Genomic DNA, 25,289 nt, shown 5'->3' on the forward strand with positions numbered 1-25,289 from the left:
GCTGAGGATAAACATGGCAGATGAGATGAAAGTGAAAGTTCCTGATATCGGCGGCGCGAGCGGTGTCGATGTCATTGAAGTATTAGTAAAACCCGGTGACGACATTGATGTGGACACCCCTTTAATCACCCTGGAATCGGATAAGGCCAGCATGGAAATTCCTTCTCCCACAGCAGGAAAGGTTGTGGCATTGCTGGTGAAGGTCGGAGATAAGGTTTCTGAAGGGGATTCGATTGTTGCGGTAGCGACAGACAATCTATCTGAAGCAAAGCAGGAGGCACCGGCTAAACCGGCTGAATCACCTGCCGAGGCAGAAACCCTAAAATCGAATGAACTCCATGCGCAACCCATTTCCCAGTCCATGGAAGTCAGGATTCCTGATATTGGCGGTGCCACGGATGTGGATGTGATTGAGGTGATGGTCAGTGCCGGTGATCGCGTCAAAAAAGATGAGGCCCTGATTACCCTTGAAGGCGATAAAGCAACAATGGATATTCCCTCGCCTTTTGACGGCGAGGTTGAAAACCTGGCTATTAAGGTCGGGGATAAAGTATCGCAAGGCAGCTTAATTCTGACGATGAAAACGGCACAGGCAGCCGCCGCTTCTGCACCTTCAGAAAAACCAGAATCGACAGCGCCTGCTTCGACTCCAGCCACGGAGACGGTCAAAGCGATGCCAACGGCTCCAATCCCGATGCCTTCGACCACCAGCAATGCAGCACTTGCCGCTGGACCTGCTGTGCGGCGGATGGCCAGGGAATTTGGCGTCAATTTAAGCGAAGTAGCGGGTAGTGGGCGTAAAAACCGGATCACCAAAGACGATGTGCAGCAGTACATCAAATCGCGCTTAAGTGAGAAACCCACGGCGGGTGGTTTTTCCCTGCCCCAGGCGCCGGTTATCGATTTCAGTAAATTTGGCGCGGTCGAAACCAGACCGTTGAATAAAATCAAGCGCTTAACCGGTCAAAACGTCCATCGCTCCTGGATAACCATTCCCCATGTGACGCAATTTGATGAAGCGGATATTACTGATCTTGAAGCCTTTCGCAAGGACGAGTCGGAGCGCGCCGCCCAAAACGGCTACAAACTAACCATTCTCGCTTTTGTCGCCAAAGCGGTGACCAAAGCATTAATGGCTTTTCCCCAGTTTAACGCCTCACTGGATGCCAGCGGCGAAAATCTGATTTACAAAAAATATTTCAATATCGGTATCGCGGTTGAAACCCCGAACGGCCTGGTGGTTCCGGTTATCCGTCAGGTGGACCAGTTGCAGGTCAGTGATATTGCCCGCGTCATGGCTGAAATCAGTAAAAAAGCCCGCGACAAAGGATTAATGCCTGCGGACATGAGCGGCGGCTGCTTTACCATTTCAAGTTTAGGCGGCATCGGCGGCACCGCGTTCACACCCATCGTCAATAGCCCGGAAGTGGCTATCCTGGGGTTGTCGCGTTCCAGCATCAAGCCAGTCTATCAGGGTGGGGAGTTTAAACCGCGATTGATGCTTCCTTTATCCTTATCCTATGATCATCGCGTCATTGATGGTGCGGAGGCGGCGCGGTTTACCCGATATCTGGCTGATTTGCTGGGCGATATTCGCCGGATTTTACTGTAATTTTAAAGAAAGAGGCTTTGTAATGAGTTCGATTAAAACTGATGTGGTGGTGCTGGGCAGCGGCCCTGGCGGTTATACAGCGGCTTTTCGTGCTGCGGATCTGGGTAAAAAAGTGGTTCTTGTCGAGCGTTTTGACAGTTTGGGCGGGGTGTGCCTGAACGTGGGATGCATCCCTTCCAAAGCCCTGCTTCACATTGCCAAAGTGGTGGATGAGTCGCATGAGCTGGCCGATCAAGGGATTAGTTTTGGAGCGCCCAAGCTCGACAATAAAAAAATGGTCGCCTGGAAAAATTCAGTAGTCGGCCAATTAACCGGTGGCCTTAAAGCCCTGGCCAAGCAACGCAAGGTGGAGGTTATCACCGGCGTAGGGCAATTCTCAGGCACGCATGAAGTCACTGTGGCTGGTAAAGAAGCGAACACCACGATTGAATTTGAGCAGGCCATTATTGCCGTGGGCAGTGAATCGATTAAATTGCCTTTTGTTCCCGATGACCCGCGTATTTTCAGCTCGACAGGGGCTTTGGAGCTGGCAGACATCAAGGGCGATCTCCTGGTGTTGGGCGGCGGTATTATTGGTCTTGAAATGGCGACTGTTTATTCATCCCTGGGTGTTAAAGTCACGGTCGTTGAATTTATGGATCAATTGATGCCCGGTGCCGACGCTGATTTAGTCAGCGTTCTGCAAAAGCGCATGACTAAAAAGGGCGTGACCTTCCTGTTAAAAACCAAGGTTACCGCTGTCGAGGCCAAAAAAGACGGTATCTATGTCAGCATGGAAGGTGAGCATGGAACAGACAAACCGCTGCGCTTTCAGCAAGTCCTGTTATCTGTCGGCCGCAGGCCAAATGGCAAGAATATCAGCGCTGAAAAAGCGGGTGTCTCTGTGGATGAGCGCGGCTTTATTAAGGTCGACAAACAAATGCGCACCAATGTTCCTCATATTTTTGCCATTGGTGATGTGGTGGGTCAACCCATGCTGGCTCACAAAGCTATTCCTGAAGGTCGAGTGGCTGCAGAAGTTATTGCGGGTATGAAACACTATTTTGACCCCAAGTGCATCCCCAGCGTAGCCTACACCGATCCAGAGGTTGCCTGGACTGGCTTGACCGAAAAGGAAGCCAAGGAAAAAGGCATTGCCTATGAGAAAGCCACATTTCCCTGGATGGCCAGCGGACGTGCCTTAAGTATGGGACGCGGAGAAGGCATGACCAAGCTGTTATTTTGCCCTGAAACCAACCGCATTTTGGGGGCTGGCATTGTGGGTGTGAATGCAGGCGATTTAATTACCGAGGCGTCTTTGGCCATTGAGATGGAATGTGATGTGGAAGACATTGCCTTAACGATTCATCCCCACCCAACGCTCTCTGAAACCATCATGCTATCGTCCGAAGCGTTCGAAGGCACAATTACGGATTTGTACCTGCCCAAGAAAAAGAAGAAATAAATTCGGTGCAGACCGCTTGCTAATGACGTTGTGTCTGGCAAGCGGCGCCGTCTTCGGTTACAAAAACAGCCAAACAGAGTATACTCAAAGAAAGCTTTTTTATTTCCAACAAATGCCAATGCCAGGGTGACCAATGCTTAAAGTACGTCCCATGCAGGTCAGTGATATTGACAGGGTGTATGCCATCGAACTCGCAGCACATCGCGCCCCATGGAGCCGTGACATTTTGCGTGATTGTGTACTGGTGGGGTACAACTGCCGAGTACTGGAATTGCATGAATCCTCGGCACAGGTGGTAGCGTATATCATTTGCCGGCATAGTTATGGCGTTTGTCACATCCTTAATCTTTGTGTCGATAACAATCAACAGGGAAAGGGCTATGGGCGGTTTCTCCTGGAAAATCTGTTGAATTCACTGAATCCATCCTTGACGACCACAGTGATGCTGGAGGTGAGACCCAGCAACAAAGCCGCTATCGCACTCTATGAAAGCCTGGGCTTTAAAGTGGAGACGATTAAAAAAGCTTATTACCGTGATGAGAACGGTGAGGAAGAAGATGCCTTGCTGCTTAAAAAGCAATTTTAGTCTGAGCTGCCACGTCCTTCAATAACGCATCAAACACCTTTTCTGTCGCCGTAGGGAATGAAATCCAATGGCTCTGGCGATGGCTGCCAATCAACGTTTGATTGTTTTTTACCCAGGCGGTCAGCCGCTCTAAAAGCAGGGCCATGCTGGTGGGTTGGCTTTGAGTTAAGGATAGATACAGTGCCTTAATGGCCGAAAATTTCTGCCTGGTCAGTGGATTGGCTTGGTGCGAGACCGTCAAGTTATCCAGACGTAAGTACAGGGGTTGTAGAATGTTATGCAAAGGGGAATCAGGCACAGCATAGGCTTCAGGGGGCAGAGGCAATAAATAAAGGCTATCATCCAGGCCCATCGCATCAGTTTCCAGGGTAGTGGTCAGCGGCAACTGTTTAAAAAAGAAGGACGACACACCACTGCCAGGATGCTTAAGGCCTGTGCCTTGCCTAAGAAGCGTTAAGGCACTGTGGCGGCAGCTATTGGTGATCAAATTCAAGTGCTGGTGCTGGTCATTGTTGTTTAAATTCTCTGCGTCCTCAAGACAATCCAGCGATTGCCAGACGAGCGTGATGGCTGCTTTATCGGGTGAGGGGCAATAGGCCGTTAAAGACGGACTCTGCTGATTTTTTGCAATCTGCTTCATATACAGCAGAAATTCGACGTATTGTCGGTAGCTGATTTCATAAGCCTTGTAGGTGACTGGGGTTGCATCAATGTTGCCGTTACCGATCAGGGGTTCACTGCGTATATGTGCCTTGGTTTGACTAAACAGGGTTTTTATGAAGTATGCGCAGGTCGGTTCAATGGCCGAAACCTTACCGAAAGAAGCTAATAATCGCACCTCTTTATTGAGGATAATACCGGCATTAACAAAACTGTGCGTTTTGTATTGGCATAAGGCAATAAAAAAGTGGCTATCCTTAGCCACAGTGAGCTTGGGTGGTATCAATATCATTCCTGTTGACTAGGCAGATAATAATTCCTTTCGTTGCAGAGCGGATGATGCCCGGCGTTCACTATATAAAAGCATCAAAAAGCCCAGACTGGCAACCCCGAGACTCACCGGTATAATGCCCACGCCGTAAATCAGTGCATGCGTTGACTTGGCGCCGCCAAAAGTCTGAATGATGATGCCGATGGTGGAGTGAAACGCGTAACCAAAACTCATGATAATCATATTGGCTACCGCCGTCGTTAAGCCAGCAATCTGTTCAGGGACATAGGTGGATGCCTTATAAATGGCCAGAATCTGATAAGCGCAGCACACGCCGACGGCGATAAAGCTTCCCACCAGGCTGACAGACGTGAGGTATCCGGCCAGCATCAGGGTAAAGCTAAAGAACATGACAAGGCCCGCACCGATAATGACCCCTAAATAATTACCTGTTTTTTCACCCATTAAACTTAAAAAGGGAGCGCCGAAACACATGCCTAAAAAAATCATGGAGGTGATGTAACTGGAACTTTCATGGCTTAAGCCATAAATCTGTTGCAGGAAAGCAGCTCCCCAGACATCGGCAAACCCTTCCAGAGGCCCTACCATCAAGCCGGCGAGCAGGCATAAAATAATCACTTTTCTGTTGGTAATTACGGCTTTGATATCCGACAAAATTTTATTTTTATTCGGTTTTTGCAAATCGGGTATGATGAAATAGGTGATGAGCGCCAGGGCAAAACCAAACAGGCAAAACAGTTTGATGACGGCCTGATAACCCCATTTATCGCAAAGGGCGCTGACCGGGCCGCCGCCATAAATGGCGCCAATCAAACCAATGGTTACTGACAGGCTCAACAAACGGGTAAAGCGTTGCTCATCAAAGGCCATGCGAATTATTTTGAAAATCCCAAGGATGGCTGCTGAAGAACCCATGCCGATTAAGGCACGGCCGATAACCGGATAAATCCAGTGATCTGAAAAAATAATGGGCAGAAGGCCTGCAACGGTGAGCAGGATACAGCCGGTCATCACTTTACGGGGCCCGAATCGGTCAAGCAGGATACCCAAGGGTAAATGCATCAATGAATAACCAATGTAGTAAACGCCTGAGAATTGACCAAACACGGCACTGTCAATATGAAATTGGCGAGTAAAATCCTCGAGCATAATGTTGGGCATGACGCGCAGAATGTATTGGTAAGCATAAAAAATCGAGGCGGTGGCCCACATAATCCAGGCAGCAAATCGTGTAGTAGACATCATCATTACTCTTGTTGAATTAGAAAAAAATGACCTTGATTCAGGTGCATCAGTGAAAAAATATAACAATGGTGTGTAAGTATTGTCCGCCTTAGCGGAGGAGAGTAAGACGATTTGAAAGGGCAGGTTTGGTAAAATAATCCATCACAACACCAATGTGAGTAAAAATAATTTACAATGAAGACATCTTATGTCCAATTTGGGGGTAATGTCAATAGTATATAGTAAACGACGTGGTTAATGACTTAAGCCAACACTATTGAAAGATAATATGGTATTCTCTATCAATTCATCTTTTTTTATACCTATTAATGCTGTGGTTAAAAAATAACCTTATTCTCATATACTCCTATCTGGTTAGGCAAACCGAAGAAGCCAGTCATCAGATCACGTTGTTTGGCATTGTGATGATGATTAATTACCCGCTTTTTGGCGTGTTTTGGAAGCTTGAAAGTTTCCAGTTAACCGAGGAATTTTTCTTGCGCCTGATTGCCACGACGCTCTGTGCTTTATTGGCATTTAATAAATTCTGGCCGACGCGCCTGTTAAAAGCGCTACCACTATTCTGGTATATGACCTTGCTTTTCTGTCTTCCCTTTTTCTTCTGCTACTTGACCTTGTTAAATCACGGTACAACCCTTTGGCTGATGAATTGTGTGTCGGCTATTTTCTTTCTGTTACTGGTAACCAGTGCCCTTGGCGCATTAATTCTGCTGCTTCTGGGTGTTGGGCTGGCTTTTTTTTGTTTTTTTCATCTATCCACCAACGTTTTTGAATACATCCCGGGTAATTTATCCGTATTTGGTCTTACCATAACATACGCCGCCGCCATTCTTATTGGCGCCCTGTTTGCACGCGACAGAGAAATAATCCAGGCGGGACGTTTGTCGGGCCTCCGGTTGCTGGCAGGGAGTATTGCCCATGACTTGCGAACGCCATTAGCCAGTATTCATTTGCAGGCAGAGCTGCAGGAGTTACTGCTTGCCAAACTAAATAACCCTGAGATTCAAAAAGACCTTAAAGAAAATCTTAACAAGATTACTCGAGGTATTGAGATGGGTAATCAGCTAATCAGTATGCAGTTAAATAACATTAAACGTGAGAAGTTTGATACAAGTGCTTTCACGATTCATTCCGTGGAGGACTTACTTAAAAAAACCCTGGATGATTATCCTGCCAAGGACGAACAAAAAAGTTTGATTCACTGTGATTATGATCATGATTTCCAGGTTTGGATAGAGGAGATGGCTTTTAAAAACCTCATCTGGAATCTGTTAAAAAATAGCTTTGAATACATCGAGGAAACAGGTAAAGGGCAGATTTTTATCTGGTTGGAGATGGGAAGGGGGAAGGACGATTTCAACTATCTTCATGTGAAAGATACCGCTAAAGGGTTATACACCAAAAATACGGAAAAAATTTTTGATTTCTTTTACTCCGATCGCAAAGACGGAAGCGGAGTGGGGTTGGCTTATTGTAAGTTACTGATGCAAGCTGCAGGAGGCGATATTCAATGTAAAGGGAAAATGAATGAGTTTGCTCATTTTATTGTCAAATTCCCTAAAATTGATTAAACCCCAATTGCTTCCGAATGCGCCAGTGAGAATATGGTGTGCGACAGGTTTGACCACATCTGCCGTTGATGAGTATAAATAAATTCAAATGCGGCTTTTACTTTATGTTGCTCGGCTTCCCATAGAGGCAATAATAAATCAAGTACCGAATCGAAATGGGTCACATGGACATGGACGTTAAAAAACGCCATGCCTTGTTGAGAAATTTGCAGTGATTTAGCCAGATTGACCAGGAGGGGATAATCGAGGTTATCAAGGCGTTCATAAGCAGCAAAAGCGGCAATGCGTTCTTCCTCGCTATGGGAAGTGAGCCATTGTAAATGCTTTTTATTAAACTCGCGTGCAAAGGGCAAATAAAACGTCTCAGACAACATTTCCTCATGAATATTGACCTGGCATTCAGTCGCAAAACGATCATAGAGCATTTCATGTGAAAAGCGGGTACCTGTGCCGATTTCTTCATGAATATTATTCAATATAGCCAATTTAATGTGTTCATTAGAAGAAAAATTGGCCATGTACCACATGAAATTAATAAAGTGCCCGCGTAAGTGATAAAAAGTGGCAGCAAAATATTGCTTTTGTTGCCTGGTCCAATGTTGTGTTTGGTCGGCATCAAATAACGGGATCGTGTCCAAAGAAGCGCGATACATTGAATCGGAATGCGCTAGAAACGCTTGCAGTGACGCAGGTATTGCTGTGGAATTATTGTTAGGCATAACACATTCTTCTACTAAAGGAGAGGTGAATTTAAAATTCAAAAAATTTTACCATATGATTAAAATTTAATCAAATAAAATGGCTGTACATTTAACAAATTAAGCTTGAACGCATACTATTTGCGTATTTCATCATATTTTAATAGTGAATTAAAGGGATGCCTTGTTTATCAGGTAGTCTTTACTTAGTCCCTTCGGCATTGAAGCCTTATCCATGCAGGTTGGCCTGGGCCCGACCTGCACTTGTTTTTCTTAGTGATCTGCTCGCTATTTTTTATTATTACAACGCCACAAACAAACAAGGAAACCGCCATGTCATTGGAGACTAATAATTTTATAGAAGAGCTCCTGGAGCTCAGAATCGAATCGGATTCGATTCCATCGGCTCTCAGCAATGAAGTCTATCAATTGCTCCATAAGAAATTAAAATTATTCAGTCCGTTCTGGATTAGGGAAAACTGGCAACTGCAGGCCCTTCTCGGTGATGAGGCAACGTATAACGATTTACACAAAAAAGACCATAACGGTGTGAATATGGCGCATTATGCCGCGCTTTCCGGTCATGTGAAGAGGCTTCATGCGGTATACGAGCGTAATCCTGCTCTTTTTGAGCAAAAAGACAATTACGGTCAATCGGCTTGGCATTATGCCGTTTATTATTCCGATAATCCAGAGGCCTTAAATTGGATGAAGCAATACTGTCCTAACTTGTCAGACTCAGCCGATTCATTGGGTCAAACACTAGGTCATCATGCTGCGCTCGCGGGTAATCTTGATGTCTTAAACCTGATAAAGCAGCACTGCCCCGATCAATTAACAGCTGCAGACCAATGGGGTTCGACGCTGGCGCATTATGCAGCAGAATCAGGTAATTTTGATGTTTTAAACTGGATAAATCAGCATTGTCCCAGGCTCTTGGACTCAGTGGACAAATGGGGTCGGACATTGGCGCATTATGGCGTGCGCTCACTTAGCCAGGAGGTTCTGAAATGGATTGCACGGAATTGTCCTCAATTACTGACTTTAAATGACAGGGATGGGCAGTCAATTGTCCGTGATGCAGCGCTTTGCGGTAATGCAGACCTGTTTAACTTGGCTTTAGCGCTGAGCGATAATCGGCATGAAGTAAATTTTGCTGGCTTGGGGATAACTCAATTTAAACTATTGGCTATGCCCACCTTAAACGAAGCGCTTAAAACGAATACGACGTTGACCGACATCCGTGGCATAGACTCAAGCGCATGGGCAGAGTTAAAGCCGATGCTGGATGCCAATAAACTTAGAATCCAAAATGAATTAAAGGAAATAATCAACACGTTCACTTTGTTGATTTATGAGAGAAACTCACAAGGCGACCGGTGTTTACCCAAGGATATTTTACTCACTCTGTTTATGCAGGCGGTGGAGTCGGTGACTGACCGCATGTCAAAACAGGATATTGCCGCACAGTTTAAAAAAATAGTTGATAATACGGAGAACTATAAGATCAAACGGGTTCTGCAACAACGTCAAGGGTTTGTTCTCTTTTTTAATATGCAAGCCGGGCAAGTGGACGGCGCTGCCATGCAGGAGTCTCAGGTCTATTCGCCGCAGATTTAATCCGCTCGCTCCATAACCAAATCACGGCAGGGTGTAATTTATGCTTCGCCGTGGCTGTTGCATTATTAAATCAGTAGGTCGGTCTTGGCCCGGCAATTCCTTGATTCATAGTCAAAAGGAGATTACACGAGTGATTGGAATTTCTTCGATACATCACCGTTTGGAGAAACATTGATTTGATCTGGCCAATGCCAACCTGCACGCGCACCACTTCGGCTCTGATTTTGTGTATATACTTTATTAGAACCGGAGGCGATGACGAGCAGGAGTCAGAATGATTAACCCGTTAACCTACACCCCAAAAGGCGACAAGCAAAATTCCGACTATTTCAATGAATACCGCATGAAAATTTATGAGCGGCGTCAAACGGTGGGTTTGCAGGATTTATATGGCGATATGTGTGCGGTCATCATTCAGGTTCAAACCGGCGATGCCCTTAATTACTTGAAAGAGCTCTATATCATGACGCCATATCGCTACAAAGCCAGTTATATCAGCGATACCCATAAAATATATTGCCTGGTCAATACCACGGAGTCGCCTGTTTTGATTATCCTTGAGCCCTTGGATCCCAATTTTCGTGATGACATTACCCGCATCAATAAAATGTACCCCAATTCCCGGGAAAAATTTAATGCGCGTTATGTTGGTGAACTGTTTAAAACCAAGGATAAGCAGGAAACGCGAGAAATTCTTACCGCGCAGGGGTTTCATTTCTGTGAGCCTGAAACCACTGAAAATAAATTTTACTGCAACGGCAATTTTGCATTTACCAAACTGTCGGATTATTCATTTAATGCCTTAGGCTATACCGATAAAGACCTGCTTGACTTTGAAAGCTTGAATCTGGGGCAGCCTTTTAGCCTGACCAAAGCCCAGCAGAAAGTGCTTGATAACATGGATCAATTAAGTCTGGACAAGGGCATTAAACCCTTGTTAAAAGGCATTGATCACATGGCCACCCGCATTCTCGCAGGGGAGCGGGAAGATGCAATTTTAGAATTATTATGCCTGTCCAATTATTATTTCTGGGGCGCTTATAATATCAGCGACATGAATTCTTCCACCAATGTCAATCGCACCGCGCATGGTCATGATATTAAATCGCCCGCCAAGGTGTTTACGGCCAATAATACCCCTTTTATGGTTAATTCGTTCGAGGGCTTGCCAATGCCCACGGAGAACTTTGTTAGAAATTATGGCCGGCGTATGCACCATATTGCCATTGAAGTGGTTGATGGCGATCACCCGAGCGGCCTTAAAAACATAGATTACGTGGTCAATACCCTGCAAAACGAGCTGTCCATTCCTTTTTTGGCCCAGGTTTTCGGATCCTGCGGCACGGAGCCGGATTTAAAACAAATTTTTTCCAAACACTCCCCTTACTCGATTCTTATAACGGAATACGTCGAACGCTGCCATCAGTTTGACGGGTTTTTTACCCGTGAAAATGTCGCGGCTTTAACAGAAGCCGCAAGCCTGGATGAGACCGTGCAGCAGCACAGTAAAAAGCATGGTTTGGTAGGGGATTAAAGGAGAGTTGCTCTGTTTGGCAAAGAATCATGAACTTGTCTACGCTTAGGAAGAAGCCAAGAAAAACTGGAGAAAAAAATGACTTCGCACATTGATGATACACCCAGTGAGCCACGCTCATCGTTTAAAGAGCGATATCAAGAGGTAAAACCCCTGACAGATACAGATAAGCTGATTATTGAGTTGGAAAGACAGCTTAAGCATGTGGAAAGTAAAGGCAAACCCGGGGGGATGCATGAGCAGAAGGCTAATGTGATTCGAGCGGCTATAGATATGTTAAATGGAAATGGCTCTCTTGATGACCTACGCAACACGATAACAGAAAATCCTCGTTATAATGAAGCTACTTTCAGGAGCACTACCGAGTCGTTGGTAAACCGGGCTATCACGATGCAACAGGATATAGAAAGCGGCATGAAACCCAAATGAAAAATGACCCCATCAGGATTTATGCTCTTCCTGAACAGCAGTCTTATTTTTATCGACCTGAGTTGTGGGATACTGGCCGTCACATAATGACTTTTCTTAGCGATGCTCATGACGTGCATTTGTTTCCCGAGGCCACGCTTAAAATGAATAAAATCCCGAATGGCTTGTTAGTCAGGAGTAAGAAACTACAGACTTTGTTGATGCCTGCAATATTACGCGACCCGGGTTGCGGCTTTTTGATTTTTCGCCTTCACAATCTCCGAGGAGAGCCCACACAGGCCATTGCTAAAACACTGCTGCAATTTTGCCAGCATTTAGAGATGGATGAAGCCTATTTTTCCCTGTCACACTGGCGTGACGTCTTATGCCAGGGGGTTGACCAATACTCCGCAGGAAAAGAGCCCTTTTCCAATACCCGTTTTGATCTGGATCCTGACGCCTTGTATCTTGAGCTGGATAAAGATGAACTGAATCGGGATTTGAGGCGAGTCAGCAATACCATTGAGCTTAAAACCTATGCGCCTGCATCAGAAAAATCACAAGAGGCTGAAGAGTTGTTGGGTTTTATCCATACCGGCAGTGAGTATTTTCCTGCTGTACTTCATGAAGAATGGGCGAGTTTTGCTGCCACGTTTTGCTATATGCATCAACTGGCTTCTGATGAGCAGATTGCCCAAGGACTTTTCGGTATTCCTGCCGACGATGAAAAGGGGTATCAATACCAGCAGGCCCTTAAAGCCGTGATGAATTATTGTTTATTCAAGCGGTATTGGTTGTTTCATCAGTTACGTGATTTTTTAGCTGAACGATTCAATATCATGAGTACGATTATGAGCGATCATTGCCACGCTGGGCTCTTTGAGGTTAAAGAAAACAATGGGGATTATTTATTGCAATCCCGAGGCGTGCAATTGTTATCCCATCCGCATTTGCCGTATTTGATCGCTGGGCAGAAAGAGTCGGAATCCTATCTGTTCAATACAAACGCAACAACCCTGGCATACTGCGGCCATGGCACCAGCTACGCTTTCGATGCGGCAAAGAATTACGGCCAATTGCTGGGCCAGCAGGATGCTTTGCATTGTTTACGGCAATTGCAGCATGTCATAGCCAATACCGGGATTGAAACGGAAAAATGTTTGCCTTATACCTACAACATCCGTCAGCAGAAACAATACCTTGAGCAGTTTAATCTTAAATTTATTCGGCTCTATCCCTTATTCAATTATCAAGGCCCTTATTTGCGGAGTGTCAGTCATGTCAATCAATCCACAGCATGAGGCATTGCCCATTCTGTTTGGTGATTTGGAAACCAGTTATTCCACTTGGCTTACGCTAACGAATTTATGCAATATTCATTGCAAATATTGCTTTAATTACATTTCCCATTGCAATGAGCATATGCCGTCCAAACTGGCTGTTGGTATTTTAAAGGCACAACTATTGGCCTTAAATAAGGACACAAATGAAACGTATTCTGTCATTTATTTCGGGGGTGAACCCACCCTGAATCAGGATGCATTGCTTGGGTCGATTGATTTTTTACTGGAAAATGATGTGCTTTGCCGCCAATGCCTGATGACCAATGGCGTATTTAACCAGAAACTCCTTGATCAATTAATCAATAAAAACATTGACTTCCAGGTATCCTTTGACGGCGTGTCCAACAATTTGCGCTTCAATAAAAATTTAACGAAACGCATCGCTAACGAGACCATTACTACCATAAAAAAACTCACGGACCATCATGAGTATGTCACCGTGCGTGCCACGATTCATGCTGATAATGTAAACAATATGTCAGATTTGGTTCGATTCTGCGCTGCCTATGGTGTATCGCGTTTGCAGTGTGCTCCCATTTGTGATTTTGGTGATGCCAAAGCGAATTTAGTTCGGCAACCGGAACTGCATGCTTATATGGCTTCGTTTGAGGAGGCAATCCATTTAGCCTCTGAGTATGGTATTGACATGGAGGTCAAAGGCGCGGCTCACTTGCAGGCGATGACAAGGCACAAAATGAAAATTCCGCTGGTATGGCTTCCGGATGGGCAGGTGGCAATGACCATTACGTATGCTTCATCCGCAATAAAAGGCGCTGAAAAAATCATCATCGGGCGATACAGTGAGGAAGAGGAAGCGATTATTTTAGATCAGGATAAAGTGGATAAACTGAAAAGCAATTACCAAAAAAACCGCCAAAAATACTGCGAGAATTGTCCCATTCGCGAACTATGCAGCGGCACGGTCCAATTCACCCCGTTTGCAACGGATACCTTTATTCCTGAGCGCGACCAGTATTTTTGTCAGTTAGCCGTGCGTATGGTTCAACAATTTCCTGTGGTTGCCTAAATGATCACCGTCCTCAAGAAGGTGCGGTCTGGGGAATATCAATTGCGTCTAAATCCCTTAATAAATCATCCAGTTTTTTGTGCGAATCAGTGCGAGGCGCTTTAAAAAAAGGCAAGCAAGTGCCCACGGTGCCGTGGACGCGGATCACCGCGTCAGCTATGTATTTTTTTACGCCGCGATGTTTATCTAATTCTGTGTGTGCATCCAGGATAAGCTGGGCATATTTTGTTCTTAAAGTGGCCGCATCTGCAATTTTGGACTCATCAAAATAGTCGCGGCGTAACTGTTGCAAGGTCTTGCATAAATTATCAGCCACGGTGTTGGCTTCTGAGTAACGCGGATTGCTTTTTGCTTTGGCTTCAAGCTGTTCTTGTTTGACGCGCATTTTTTCCACAGCCCAATCAAACGTAACGGCAGCTAACCATTCTTTATTCTCACCAATGATATTATCCCGAAACGCCTGAATGAGTTTTTTCTTTGAGTATTTTTTAGCTTCAGTTTTTTTCTTCTGGGCTTCCTGGCTTTCTTTGAGGATTTGCTGGTACTGCTTTCTAATCTCAGGGTTGGTTTTTGCGGATTGAATATGCATTTTTACCTGCTGTTTGCATTGCATATAGTGGGCATCGGTTGCCTTGATTAACTCACAAATCCTATCCAGGTGTTGCAATCTGCGTAGGAAAGCAGGGTAGCTGAGTTGCGATGCACTGAGAGTAGAATAATACTTTTCCAGACACCGTGTCATCGCACTGGCTAGCGCATGGGCAGCGCTTTGGGCTAAGCGCAGATCATAATCAAACCGCGTTACGCCCAGGATAAATCCCTTAAGTTCCTGGCCATTGGAAATCGTTTTTAAATTCTCGCCGACCCATTCGGCATTATTGTCAAAAATGGTGTTTAGGTTAGTCTCTTCGAATTTTAGATTAGTCGATAATTTGGCAAGGAGGCGGTTTGCTTTCTCCATGGCCCGAGTTAAGTCCGGGATAGACAGGGCTTCTTCAAATTGTTTGATAAACAAATCCAGTTCACGATGGTGCAATCCTTCAATTTCTCTTGCTTTATTCAGGCTATCTATCTGACTCAGTGAGACTTCATGAATAGTGGGCGGGTAAATCAGTTCCTGTAAACCCCAGTGGGTAACGCGGTTGATGGTTTTGAGTTTTGCAACCGCATTGACTTTCGTTTTTAATGCCTTCAATCCGTCGCCAAGGGATTCTTTCATATCAATCCTGTCAATAAAAAAACTTACAAAATCATTTCACGGCAAGCCGTTATTTACAAGCGAAAATGGTATAAAAAATCACTAAAAATCAGGCATTTTTAGCAAAATGTTCAAAAAGAATAATCAGACTGACGATCAGAATAAATTTTAAACCCATAGCCACCGGGTGTGTTTTAGAAAGGGCTGCCAGGTAAGCAAAGGGGTGGCGTTTAATGAGGGCTTTTAATACGATACGGGTCACATGGCTTGGTGTGCCGCGATGAGGGATTTCATGAATGGTGATATTGGGATTAAAATTTCCTTCGAGTATAAACCAGGTTGAGTTTTCAAAAGAACGGTTGATGTCTTCACACAAGACATCAAATCCTACAAACTCAAGGCCCAGGGTTTTAGCCGCCTTGACCAGCAAGCGCGCATTGTTGGGCAGAATGGTTTTGCCATGTGACCAAATATCACCCCCACGGCCGGTATTGACCGTATGGCACAATTGGATGATTTGCCCCGCTTTCGGAATACTCTCAAGGCTTAGGTTTTGCTCCTTAAGGCATTGTTGATATTCCTGATCAACAACCAGGGGAGAAATGGTTAATTTCTCGCTTAGCTTGTCACGCGCCACATTCGCGTGCTCGATTAATTGGGCAATGGTGTGTTGGCCATCGCCAACCACGCGGGCGGCAAAGCGCTCAACGACGCCAATAACCCGGTTTTTAAACACGAGAACGCGATATTCTTTAAGACCCTGATGGAATTCTTCTACCTGCATGGATTTATGGGTTTTTAGCTGTTCCTGCAGATAATGGTAAAGGGTTTCCATGTCCTTGATGTTACAGAGCACGTCACGTCCACGTACAGTATCCTGAGCCGGTTTGGCGACGAGTGGAAAATTAAAATGCTCTAATTTTTGCAAGAGGCGTTCTCGATTAAAGGTGGTTGCGAGAAACAGAGCGGCCTTGGGGACAGGAAAACCTGCTGCATCGAGCAGATGATTAGCAAGGTATTTGTGTTTGGCGAGGTAGATACTCGCGCCCTGATTAAAGGGTGTGATTGCCGCATGGAAAAAATAGGAGCGTCTGCCGAGTTTAATGGTCAAGACATTCAACTCAGGTTGAAAAAAGGCGGGTAATCCCAACGCGTGTGCTGTTTCTGCATAAATACGGATGTTTTTGTCCATAACCCTGTTGATTCATAAAGCATTCACTTAAGTTACCATACCCGAGACGCCTTGACAGTGCAATGATGACTAAAATTGCCTTGCTTGTTGGTACTGTGAGCAAAGTGGGAGTAGAATGGATTGGTGAGTCTCAACGCCTTCGTAAGCTGTCGCGAAGTCTTTTTCATTTTAAAAGGAATTAACTATGAAAATGCCACTTGTAGCGTCACTGATTTTTTTATCCTTTTCAGGTTTTGCCAACATAGCGGAGCTGCCTAAAGAAGAAATGGTTGCTGCCGGGTTAAGCGAGCATACCGTTGTCAGACAATACACCAATTTTCAGGACGTTGCAGATCATAAACAATGGTTCGCCCGCCATCAACCTTACCCCACTCAGGTCGTCCGGGTGCAGGGGGATCTTGGTGGGGAGCGTCATTGCGAGGCAGTCCTGAAGGAAATTGATGATTTTTTTGTTTCCAGAATCACGCATGAAAAATTTTTCTACAATACGCTGGTGTTTTGCGGCTATGATCCAAAAACAGAGTATGCGGTCCATTTTGCCATCAACAGTTATTTTGATCCTTTAAATGATGGTGCCATTTATTATCTTGAAAATTACCTGGGTTCACACAATGGCCAGGATTTACTGGGTGTGCCTTTTGAGGTGGAGTCGGCAATCGGTGTGGCGGTATCCTTAAATATTGATGCCGGGGTTTTGAATCACCGCAATGACAGTACCTTGATTCGTTATCTGCATGACAATCAGAGCCATTTTTTTGCCAGCAACTATGATTTGATGAAAGAGTTAATTCAGGATATTTATGAGCGTTTTTATTCAAATGACCCCGATCTTATCCTGCCTTTTCTCAATCGCTGGTTTTATTCGTATGCAGATAGGACCTATGATAGCATTTTAAGCCGCGTCAATTACGTGGAGCTGCAGCCGGAACGCTTGTTTTTGATGGATAAGGAGCCGAAGGTCTATACGTCGCCTTTGAGAATGTATTTTGCTCATCACTGTGCCAAATACGAGAATAAACATTGTTTATAACCTTTTCCGGGCCATTGTGTGGCCCGGGTTTTATCCCGTGAGGAAAACATGTCAAACAAAGAATGGCCGGCATCAGACTATGCTATAGGTTCGTTTATTCAGGCCACCGTCGCCGATACGTTTTTACCGTTGCTAGATATTAAACCGGATGATGCGGTGTTGGATATTGGTTGTGGCAACGGCAGTTTTAGCTTAAAAATCATTGAAAAAGTACCGCAGGGTTCATTTCTGGGTGTTGATGCCTCGGAGAATATGTTGACCCTGGCGAGAGAAACCGCCAAAGCTTGCCAGAACGCTGATTGGCAACAGGCGGATGTACTGACGCTGCCTTTTGAGGGGGCGTTTGATTACATCGTTTCTTTTTGGTGCCTGCAATGGGCAGTCGATATTAAACAGGCGTTTGTAAATATCACGCGGGCGCTTAAACAAGGGGGGCGATTCTTTACGCTATTCCCCACGGGGGATGATCCGTTCATGTGGACGTTTAACCACGTCAGGGATTCGGGGCAGTTTGCTTCCCTGCGGGCATTTAAACCGCCGGTCGATTATTCCCGATTGCACCAGGGTATTGAGACGCTTAACGTGTTGCCGCTTAAAACAGTCGATATACAACGAGTAGATGAAGCCTTGACCCTGCCTTCTTTAGACACCTTCCGCAAATTTGTGAACGGCATCGCGTTTTTTCATGGGCAACTTGAGCTTGAAGAAATTAAACGAATCAATGAAGCCATGGTACAAGCCTATGCCGAAAAAGTGAAGGAGCATTATCAGGGTAATTGCCTGTTTAAATTTTCAGTGTTTGTCGTCACCGGTGAAAAATAACTGCCCCGACTAGTATCAGGGCAGAGTTAGAATTTGTCCGCCGTGGCTAAATCCCAGTATTTTTTATAACTGGGCGGGATATCCGAACCTAAAAGCTGACCGGGCTTTAAGTAGTCATAAATTTCACAAAACGATTTCACGGATTCCTCACTGACACGGCGCATCAGGAAATCGGGTTTTAAATCGCTGGGGTTGGACAGACCCATGGCGCCCACCATCTCCAGAAAACTCTTCATGGTATTGCGATGATAATTGACCACACGTTGCTTTTTGACATCCACCACCAGACCGCGTTGCAGGCGTTCATTTTGAGTCGCAACCCCGGTAGGGCAGGTGTTGGCATTGCATTGTTTGGATTGAATGCAGCCGATGGCCATCATCATGGCTCGTGCAGCATTGCACATGTCAGCTCCCATGGCAATTTTCGCCACCAGATCATAGCCGCTGTAGACCTTGCCGCTGCAAATCACCCTGATTTTGTCACGTACATTGATGCCGACCAAGGCATTGTGCACAAACACCAACGCCGCCTCCAGAGGCTCGCCAACCCGGTTGGTGTATTCAAGCGGAGCGGCTCCAGTACCGCCTTCGGCGCCGTCAACTGTGATAAAATCCGGCAGAATATGAGTCGCCAGCATAGCTTTGCAAATGCTTAAAAATTCTTCTTTTCGACCCAGGCACAGCTTAAAGCCAACGGGTTTACCCCCCGATAAATCGCGTAATTTTTTCACAAATTCCAAAAGGCCAATCGGTGAATTAAACGCAGTATGTGCAGGAGGAGACAGGACGTCTTCCTCCATTTTCACTTTCCTGACCCGTGCTATCTCCGGTGTTAATTTGGCCGCTGGAAGGATACCGCCATGCGAGGGTTTCGCACCTTGGGACAATTTAATTTCAATCATTTTGACCTGTTCGCGGTTGGCCTCAATTTTAAACTCCTCTTCGCTGAAACGGCCCTGATCATCGCGGCAGCCAAAGTAAGCTGTCCCTAGCTGAAAAATAATATCGCCGCCTTGTAGATGATAGGGGCTTAAACCGCCTTCGCCGGTATTATGGGCAAAGCTGCCGAGCTGCGCTCCCTTATTTAGGGCCATGATGGCATTGGGCGATAACGAACCATAACTCATGGCTGAAATGTTTAAACGCGAGGCACTGTAGGGTTTTTTACAATCTGGTCCGCCGACAATGATGCGCGGTTCGACTTCGGAGACATGCTTGGGTGCCAGGGAATGCAATACCCAGGTATACCCAACTCGGGTAATTTCCCGTTCGGTGCCGAAAGGAACAGTGTCGCGCACATTTTTGGCGCGCTGATAAATAAGGGAGCGTGCTTCGCGGTTGAATGGCCTTTCCGCTTCATTATCAGCAATAAAATACTGCTGGATTTCCGGGCGGAAAAACTCAAGGAGGTAGCGTGAATGACCAAGCACCGGGAAATTGCGTAAAATGGTGTGTTCTTTTTGGGTGATGTCGTAAATCCAGAGAATGATGATGGGTGTTAATACCGCCAAAAACCAAATGGTATCATGCAGCATCACCAGAAACAGCAGGATGCCTAATAAAACCACTCCAAAACCGATATACCATTGGCGTCGCATCGTGTTCTCTCTCCTTGAAATCATGCTCTTGATTATAGGTATATTCCTGCTCATTAAACAACGTGAATTTGACAAACGCGCCTGACTTTTTAAAATGAAAGGATCTTTTTTTAAAGGATGCTTCATTTGCCGCACTCAGCCCCACCCTCGCGTGTAAAGATTGATGCCGAAGGGCATTACACCCTGTTTCCTGGTGTGACAGTCATTTGTCCCATCAGGGATGAAGACAAGCCTTTTTGGTCGCTGATTTATCAAATACTCGCCGAGGAAAAATGGCTATTACGCTATTTTTCGCCCCTGCCATTGGACAGTTACCACATGACGGCCATCAACCTGTTTACCGAAGCTTTGGAGGGAGGAAACGATTGGGGTGGGTTTCTGTCTCAACACCGTTCTTGTTTACACCGTTTAAAAACCAGTCTTGACCGGCTGCACCTGTTGCCTGTGCTGACCATTGAGAAGATTGTGGTCAGCGATGTCATTCAGCTTTATGGTCATCTGCCGGCACAAACGCGTGAGGATATTGTAACGCTGGCGCGTCAATATGATCTTGAACACAAAATACCGCGGGTTTTTCATATGACCCTGGCGTACCGCTATCAAAAGCCAGCCGATGAGTGCCTGCAAACCATCACCCATGAGGTCAGCGGCAGGCTTGAAAGCCTATTGCAACGCCACAGCTACACGTGGCCTCTTAAGCCCGCCGCTTTGTATTCCTTCAACGACATGACGGCGTTTACACCATGGGATGCGCCAGGGCCTTAATCAATGACGGCTGCCATCATACAGGCCGCACAGGTAACTGTGGGTGGAGTCGGCCAGGGCCTCGAGATGGTAGCCGCCCTCGAGTACGGAAATAATATGATCCTCACAATAGTTCGCGGCAAGGTTGGCGAGCGTATGCCCAAGCCAATAAAAATCGTCTTCATCCAGATTTAAACCGCCGATGGGGTCGCGCTTGTGGGCGTCAAAGCCTGCGGAAACAAAGACAATATCCGGTTTGAAAGCCTGTAGGGGCCCGAGAATAGCTTCTTCGAAGCGTAGCCGGTATTCCTCGCCCGAGGTCCCTGCCGCAAGGGGCAGGTGGATAAGGTTCGGGTGATTATAGACCAAGGGCGTAAAAGGATAAAAAGGGTGTTGAAAAGAAGAGCAGAAAAGGACCTCATTCTTGTCTTTTAAAATGTGCTGGGTGCCATTGCCGTGGTGGACGTCAAAATCCACGATGGCTGCTCGTTTTACGCCGTAATGCTTGATGGCGTAAATGACCCCGCTGGCAATGGTATTAAAAAAACAAAACCCCATGGCCTGATTGTATTCCGCATGATGCCCAGGCGGCCTGACCAGGCAAAATACGTGCGTTGCCTGCTGCTGATATATTTTATCCACGGCTTGAATAGCGCTGCCGGCGGCATGCAAGGCAGCGTTTAGAGAAAAGGGATTCATCAGGGCATCAGGACCGACGGCTTTATACCCCTGTCTGGGCGAGGCGGCCAAAACGTGATCAACATGCGCTTTGGCATGGGCGGCGTAAAGCCATTGGCTGTCAATGGGTCTTGCGCTATGCCATTGCAGGGGCAGAGCAGAGGTTTGTAATACCTCCATGATGGCTTCAATCCTCGCCGGTGACTCGGGGTGAAATTGGCCCATGTCATGCAGCTGGCAAGTTTCATGGGTAATGATATCAATCATGGCAGATGAAGGATTAAGTTCTATTTTAAAATTATAGCATTAACTGGATTAAAGCCGCCGCAGAAAGGCGGCGGTTTATTATTTACAGCGGCTTGAGCTTGATGAGGGTCGCCATTGAATTCCACGCATAAAGCGCGAAAAGCAGGGCATTGAATGGTTACGCGCGTTGACCTGCGCTTCGTTACATTTTATGAGACTGGTTATTCTCGGGTTCTTTTGAAAACTCTTCGTCTTTGGGTGCACCTGTGGAGGCGAATTTATTAGCCACTGTGCTTAAAAAACTTATATTCGTTCCCTGTAACAAGCTCAGGAGTGATGCCATTTTCATCAATTGTTCCAGTTTTTCTTCCAGCTTCTCTTGTATCTTTGCCTGCACCTGGTCTTCGCTTAAGATCGTATCGTTATCATAAACCAGCCAGTTATGTGCATGATCCCCACAAGGCCGAGTGATATGCAGGTGATTGTCGTGATGACGGATGTTTTGGGCATCTTTCGGGATTGTCGTTTTGCCAAATAAACCGCCGGCATAAAATGTCACCTGGGGAGTGGCTGGGGATACTTCACTCTTTTTAGTCGTTTGTGGGCTGGATGGGGGGTATTAGGCATAACGTGCTCCTTGAGTTAAAAATCAATAAAGTCATTTTATGGCGTTGATTTTACAGATAATTACAAGAAAAGGTAGTTTTTTGGGGCAATGATTTTATTTCTCCAGGTGAAGGCGTCAGGACGTCCTGTTTGAATGGCCTCTTTTCACAAGCTATCGAAATAAATAAGACGGCGGTACATAGACAGCGCGGGCAAGACACGGGTTTGGCCAGCCTTTCTCTATGAGTTCAGCCCTTTCTCTGTACCCCGCTTTTCTCTGTAACTCCGCTTTTCTCTGTCATTCCCGCTTTTATGTGTTATTCCACCTTTTCTCTGTCATCCCCCGCGCAGGCGGGGGACCCATCCTTTCCCTCTACATGACCTCCGCCAGATGGGCATACGCTTTGCGTGCATACTCTAAGGGTGGCGCTTTGGCAGGATCCTGTTCTGCTTCGACAATCAGCCAGCCCTGGTAATCCAATTGCCGTAATTCGCACAGCACTGTGGCGAAATCGAGTTTGCCATCCCCGGGTACAGTGAATACACCTTGGCGAACAGCGTCCATAAAGCTCAGTTTTTGGTGCTGTACCTGATAAAAAATGTCTTCACGGATGTCTTTTAAGTGCACATAACGAATGCGACGGCCGTATTTTTTTATCAACTGCACGGGATCAATGCCCGCAAAAGCCGCATGACCGGTATCCAGCAGCAGAGAGACAAGCTGTGGGCTGGTGTGTTGCATCAGGTAATCAATTTCCTGCTCAGTGAATACGCCGGTGCCGGCATGATAATGGTAGACGACCTGCATATTGAAATCGTGGGCCATGCGGCCTAAGGTATGGAGTCCCTGAATTAAGTGTTGCCATTGTGTGCTGGTGAATTCGGGTTTAGTGTTGCCTAAAATAGCTTGCGGCGTATTCTGAATGGCGCCGCCACATTCACAAACATTAACGAATTGAGCGCCTAAAGCACGCATGAAACTTAAGTGATTGAGAAAGCGTGACAGCGTGGCGTCATATTGCTCGGTTTCCGTGAAAAAGGTACTGAACCAGGCGCTTGCCATTTCAAGACCATGTGCAGCCAGGGATTGTTTAAGTTCGGTTAGATTGCGGGGATATTTATTGCCCATTTCCGTGCCCACAAAGCCTGCCTCGGCCATTTCACGGATGCATTGCTCAAATGTGATGTCGTTGCCTAAAGAGGGATCATCATCATTGCACCAGTTGATGGGGGCGATACCCAGTTTGATGGTCATCGTATTGCTCCTTTAATAATCTTTAATTGTTTCAAGACGACGGGTCGCGTGTTCATAGGCCTGTTTCACCTGCGGTGATTTGGATTGAGCTGCAATCCCTACCCGCCACCAGGTGTGGTAACCCTGACTCATGGTTTTGGGTAGAACCGGTAAAACAATGACGCAACTCTGTGTTTCCCTTTTAGCCGCCTGTAAGGCTTCATCCAGTTTTGCATGGTCTTCTGCATAAAAACTTGTTGCTCCAAGCGCTGCGGCATACTGACAAAAATCAATGGCCAGGTATGCTCCCCGTAACTGACCGGATTGGGCATCACGGTAGCGGAATTCATTGCCAAATCCCTGGCTGCCATGGGCTTCCTGCAGGTTGCGGATGCATTGATAACCGTGGTTATCAAAAAGAATGATGGTGATTTTTTTATGCTCCTGAATACACGTGACTAATTCAGAATGCATCATCAGGTAACTGCCATCCCCTACCAGCACATAAACCTCACCCGTATCCCCCTTGGCGAGGCGCACGCCCAGTCCCCCGGCGACTTCATAACCCATGCAGGAGTAGGCGTATTCGAGGTGGTAGTCTTTAGGCTGTTTGCATTGCCATAAGCGATGCAAATCCCCGGGGAGACTGCCGGCGGCACTGACAATGACATCCTCGGCGGTGACAAATTGATTGAGTTGGGCAAGGACGGCCGTTTGCTCAAGACCCTTGGCGCGGGTGGGCTGGCTCAGTCGTTTCAACTCTTGTTCCCAGCCGAGACGGTATTCTCTAATCTGTTGTTGATAGGGCAGGTCGGTCTGGTAATCATTCAAGGCCTGCGATAATTGTTCAAGTCCAGTGCGCACATCAGCTTTTAGGCTTAAGCTATCCATTTTCACGCTGTCAAAACGGCTGATGTTGAGATTGATGAACTGGCAATCGGCGTGATTGAATCCCGATTTGGAGGCTGTTGTAAAATCAGAAAGCCGCGAGCCGGCTACCAGAATAAGGTCTGCTTCGGCAGCGAGGCGGTTAGCCGCTGCTGAGCCCGTGACACCGATTCCGCCGACATAAAAAGGATGCTGGGCCAACAGGGCGCTTTTCCCCGCCTGTGTTTCAGCCACCGCAATCCCATGTCGGGCGGCGAAGTCAGCCAGGGTCGCTGCAGCCAGCGAATAATGCACGCCGCCTCCGGCGATGATGAGGGGGCGTTTTGCCCGCTTGAGTAAACCCACGGCCCGCTGCAGGGTATCCTGTGGCAGCGCGGGTCTGTCAATAAACCACAGGCGTTTACTGAAAAACGATTCCGGGTAATCGTAGCATTCGGATTGCACATCCTGCGGCAGGCAGAGGGTCACAGCACCTGTGTCTGCCGGATCGGTGAGCACGCGAAACGCGTTGAGGCAGGCGGTCATGAGCTGTTCCGGACGGGAAATCCTGTCCCAATACCGGCTGACTGGTTTAAAACAATCATTGACAGACAAGGTGTAATCATGCGGCACTTCAAGCTGCTGCAACACCGGATCGGGCTGGCGGCAACTGAACACGTCCCCGGGTAAAAGCAGCAAGGGAATGCGGTTGGTGGTGGCTGTTGCGGCGGCGGTGACCATATTGGTCGCACCGGGGCCAATAGATGATGTGCAGGCAAAAATTCTGAGGCGATTATGCTGCTTGGCAAAGGCAATGGCAGTATGGGCCATGCCCTGCTCATTGTGGCCCTGGTAATAGGTTAGTCCCTCGGCGTCATATTCCAGGGCTTCACCAAGGCCTGTGACGTTGCCATGCCCGAAAATGCCGAAGACGCCCTCGACGAAACGTTGCTCCACGCCATCCATGACCACGTATTGATTGGCTAAAAAGCGCAAAAGCGCCTGAGCCATGGTTAAACGAATTTTGTTCATGC

The 25,289-nt window shown here is 46.6% G+C and carries 22 protein-coding genes; 12 read left to right on the plus strand and 10 right to left on the minus strand.

The window, feature by feature from the left end; translation table 11 throughout:
• Positions 1-13: 13 nt before the first annotated feature.
• The 3 genes from aceF (at position 14) to rimI (ending at position 3,642) form a co-directional block, all read left to right on the plus strand.
• A complete protein-coding gene (gene aceF / locus Lery_RS09365) occupies positions 14-1,612 on the plus strand; it encodes a dihydrolipoyllysine-residue acetyltransferase (protein WP_058527001.1) in 1,599 nt (532 codons plus the stop codon).
• Between the two features lie 22 nt (positions 1,613-1,634).
• Positions 1,635-3,056, plus strand: a complete 1,422-nt coding sequence (gene lpdA, locus Lery_RS09370) for a dihydrolipoyl dehydrogenase (protein WP_058527002.1) — start codon at positions 1,635-1,637, stop codon at positions 3,054-3,056.
• Between the two features lie 133 nt (positions 3,057-3,189).
• On the plus strand, positions 3,190-3,642 hold the full coding sequence (gene rimI / locus Lery_RS09375; RefSeq protein WP_058527003.1) for a ribosomal protein S18-alanine N-acetyltransferase: 453 nt from the start codon (positions 3,190-3,192) through the stop codon (positions 3,640-3,642).
• Here the strand turns inward: rimI and Lery_RS09380 are convergent.
• Positions 3,626-4,588, minus strand: coding sequence for a hypothetical protein (locus tag Lery_RS09380; RefSeq protein WP_131751016.1), 963 nt, complete (start codon positions 4,586-4,588; stop codon positions 3,626-3,628). The genes rimI and Lery_RS09380 overlap by 17 nt on opposite strands.
• Before the next feature lie 15 nt (positions 4,589-4,603).
• Complete coding sequence (locus Lery_RS09385; protein WP_058527105.1) at positions 4,604-5,836, minus strand: MFS transporter; 1,233 nt, start codon at positions 5,834-5,836, stop codon at positions 4,604-4,606.
• A 311-nt stretch (positions 5,837-6,147) separates the two neighbouring features.
• On the opposite strand from Lery_RS09385, the gene Lery_RS09390 reads away from it, so the two are divergent.
• Positions 6,148-7,410 carry an ATP-binding protein gene (locus tag Lery_RS09390; RefSeq protein ID WP_058527005.1) on the plus strand — a complete coding sequence of 421 codons (1,263 nt, stop codon included), beginning with the start codon at positions 6,148-6,150 and terminating at the stop codon, positions 7,408-7,410.
• Here the strand turns inward: Lery_RS09390 and Lery_RS09395 are convergent.
• Positions 7,407-8,129: an iron-containing redox enzyme family protein gene (locus Lery_RS09395; protein ID WP_058527006.1), complete on the minus strand. Its 723-nt coding sequence runs from the start codon at positions 8,127-8,129 to the stop codon at positions 7,407-7,409. The genes Lery_RS09390 and Lery_RS09395 overlap by 4 nt on opposite strands.
• Before the next feature lie 312 nt (positions 8,130-8,441).
• On the opposite strand from Lery_RS09395, the gene Lery_RS09400 reads away from it, so the two are divergent.
• From Lery_RS09400 to Lery_RS09420, 5 genes are all read left to right on the plus strand, one after another.
• Positions 8,442-9,728 carry an ankyrin repeat domain-containing protein gene (locus Lery_RS09400; RefSeq protein WP_058527007.1) on the plus strand — a complete coding sequence of 429 codons (1,287 nt, stop codon included), beginning with the start codon at positions 8,442-8,444 and terminating at the stop codon, positions 9,726-9,728.
• Positions 9,729-10,002: 274 nt separating this feature from the next.
• A complete protein-coding gene (locus tag Lery_RS09405) occupies positions 10,003-11,262 on the plus strand; it encodes a hypothetical protein (RefSeq protein ID WP_058527008.1) in 1,260 nt (419 codons plus the stop codon).
• A 78-nt stretch (positions 11,263-11,340) separates the two neighbouring features.
• Complete coding sequence (locus tag Lery_RS09410) at positions 11,341-11,691, plus strand: hypothetical protein (protein WP_058527009.1); 351 nt, start codon at positions 11,341-11,343, stop codon at positions 11,689-11,691.
• Positions 11,688-12,971: an RtcB family protein gene (locus tag Lery_RS09415; protein WP_058527010.1), complete on the plus strand. Its 1,284-nt coding sequence runs from the start codon at positions 11,688-11,690 to the stop codon at positions 12,969-12,971. The genes Lery_RS09410 and Lery_RS09415 overlap by 4 nt, the downstream gene beginning before the upstream one ends.
• The gene (locus Lery_RS09420) at positions 12,949-14,040 is read left to right on the plus strand and encodes a radical SAM protein (protein WP_058527011.1); all 1,092 of its coding nucleotides are present in this window, start codon (positions 12,949-12,951) and stop codon (positions 14,038-14,040) included. The genes Lery_RS09415 and Lery_RS09420 overlap by 23 nt, the downstream gene beginning before the upstream one ends.
• Before the next feature lie 13 nt (positions 14,041-14,053).
• Here the strand turns inward: Lery_RS09420 and Lery_RS09425 are convergent, their stop codons facing one another.
• Positions 14,054-15,259 carry a hypothetical protein gene (locus tag Lery_RS09425; protein ID WP_058527012.1) on the minus strand — a complete coding sequence of 402 codons (1,206 nt, stop codon included), beginning with the start codon at positions 15,257-15,259 and terminating at the stop codon, positions 14,054-14,056.
• A gap of 88 nt (positions 15,260-15,347) precedes the next feature.
• Positions 15,348-16,430: a hypothetical protein gene (locus Lery_RS09430; protein WP_058527013.1), complete on the minus strand. Its 1,083-nt coding sequence runs from the start codon at positions 16,428-16,430 to the stop codon at positions 15,348-15,350.
• A 184-nt stretch (positions 16,431-16,614) separates the two neighbouring features.
• On the opposite strand from Lery_RS09430, the gene Lery_RS09435 reads away from it, so the two are divergent.
• Together Lery_RS09435 and Lery_RS09440 are read left to right on the plus strand one after the other, a co-directional pair.
• Complete coding sequence (locus tag Lery_RS09435) at positions 16,615-17,460, plus strand: Lpg0189 family type II secretion system effector (RefSeq protein WP_058527014.1); 846 nt, start codon at positions 16,615-16,617, stop codon at positions 17,458-17,460.
• A gap of 48 nt (positions 17,461-17,508) precedes the next feature.
• A complete protein-coding gene (locus Lery_RS09440; RefSeq protein ID WP_058527015.1) occupies positions 17,509-18,282 on the plus strand; it encodes a class I SAM-dependent methyltransferase in 774 nt (257 codons plus the stop codon).
• 26 nt (positions 18,283-18,308) lie between these two features.
• Here Lery_RS09440 and Lery_RS09445 read toward each other — a convergent pair whose 3' ends face one another.
• Positions 18,309-19,880, minus strand: a complete 1,572-nt coding sequence (locus Lery_RS09445) for an FMN-binding glutamate synthase family protein (RefSeq protein ID WP_058527016.1) — start codon at positions 19,878-19,880, stop codon at positions 18,309-18,311.
• A 126-nt stretch (positions 19,881-20,006) separates the two neighbouring features.
• On the opposite strand from Lery_RS09445, the gene Lery_RS09450 reads away from it, so the two are divergent.
• Positions 20,007-20,645, plus strand: coding sequence for a DUF1868 domain-containing protein (locus tag Lery_RS09450; protein WP_162262962.1), 639 nt, complete (start codon positions 20,007-20,009; stop codon positions 20,643-20,645).
• On the opposite strand, the gene Lery_RS09455 is transcribed toward Lery_RS09450, so the two are convergent.
• The 4 genes from Lery_RS09455 to iolD all read right to left on the minus strand — a co-directional run bounded on the left by Lery_RS09455 (position 20,646) and on the right by iolD (position 25,287).
• Positions 20,646-21,569: a histone deacetylase family protein gene (locus tag Lery_RS09455; protein ID WP_058527018.1), complete on the minus strand. Its 924-nt coding sequence runs from the start codon at positions 21,567-21,569 to the stop codon at positions 20,646-20,648.
• Positions 21,570-21,750: 181 nt separating this feature from the next.
• Entirely contained in the window at positions 21,751-22,107 is a 357-nt protein-coding gene (locus tag Lery_RS09460) for a hypothetical protein (RefSeq protein ID WP_058527019.1), read from the minus strand.
• 420 nt (positions 22,108-22,527) lie between these two features.
• A complete protein-coding gene (gene iolE, locus Lery_RS09465) occupies positions 22,528-23,409 on the minus strand; it encodes a myo-inosose-2 dehydratase (protein WP_058527020.1) in 882 nt (293 codons plus the stop codon).
• 12 nt (positions 23,410-23,421) lie between these two features.
• A complete protein-coding gene (iolD, locus tag Lery_RS09470; protein WP_058527021.1) occupies positions 23,422-25,287 on the minus strand; it encodes a 3D-(3,5/4)-trihydroxycyclohexane-1,2-dione acylhydrolase (decyclizing) in 1,866 nt (621 codons plus the stop codon).
• Positions 25,288-25,289: the final 2 nt, after the last annotated feature.

The organism is Legionella erythra (assembly GCF_001467615.1).
Classification (GTDB): domain Bacteria; phylum Pseudomonadota; class Gammaproteobacteria; order Legionellales; family Legionellaceae; genus Legionella_C; species Legionella_C erythra.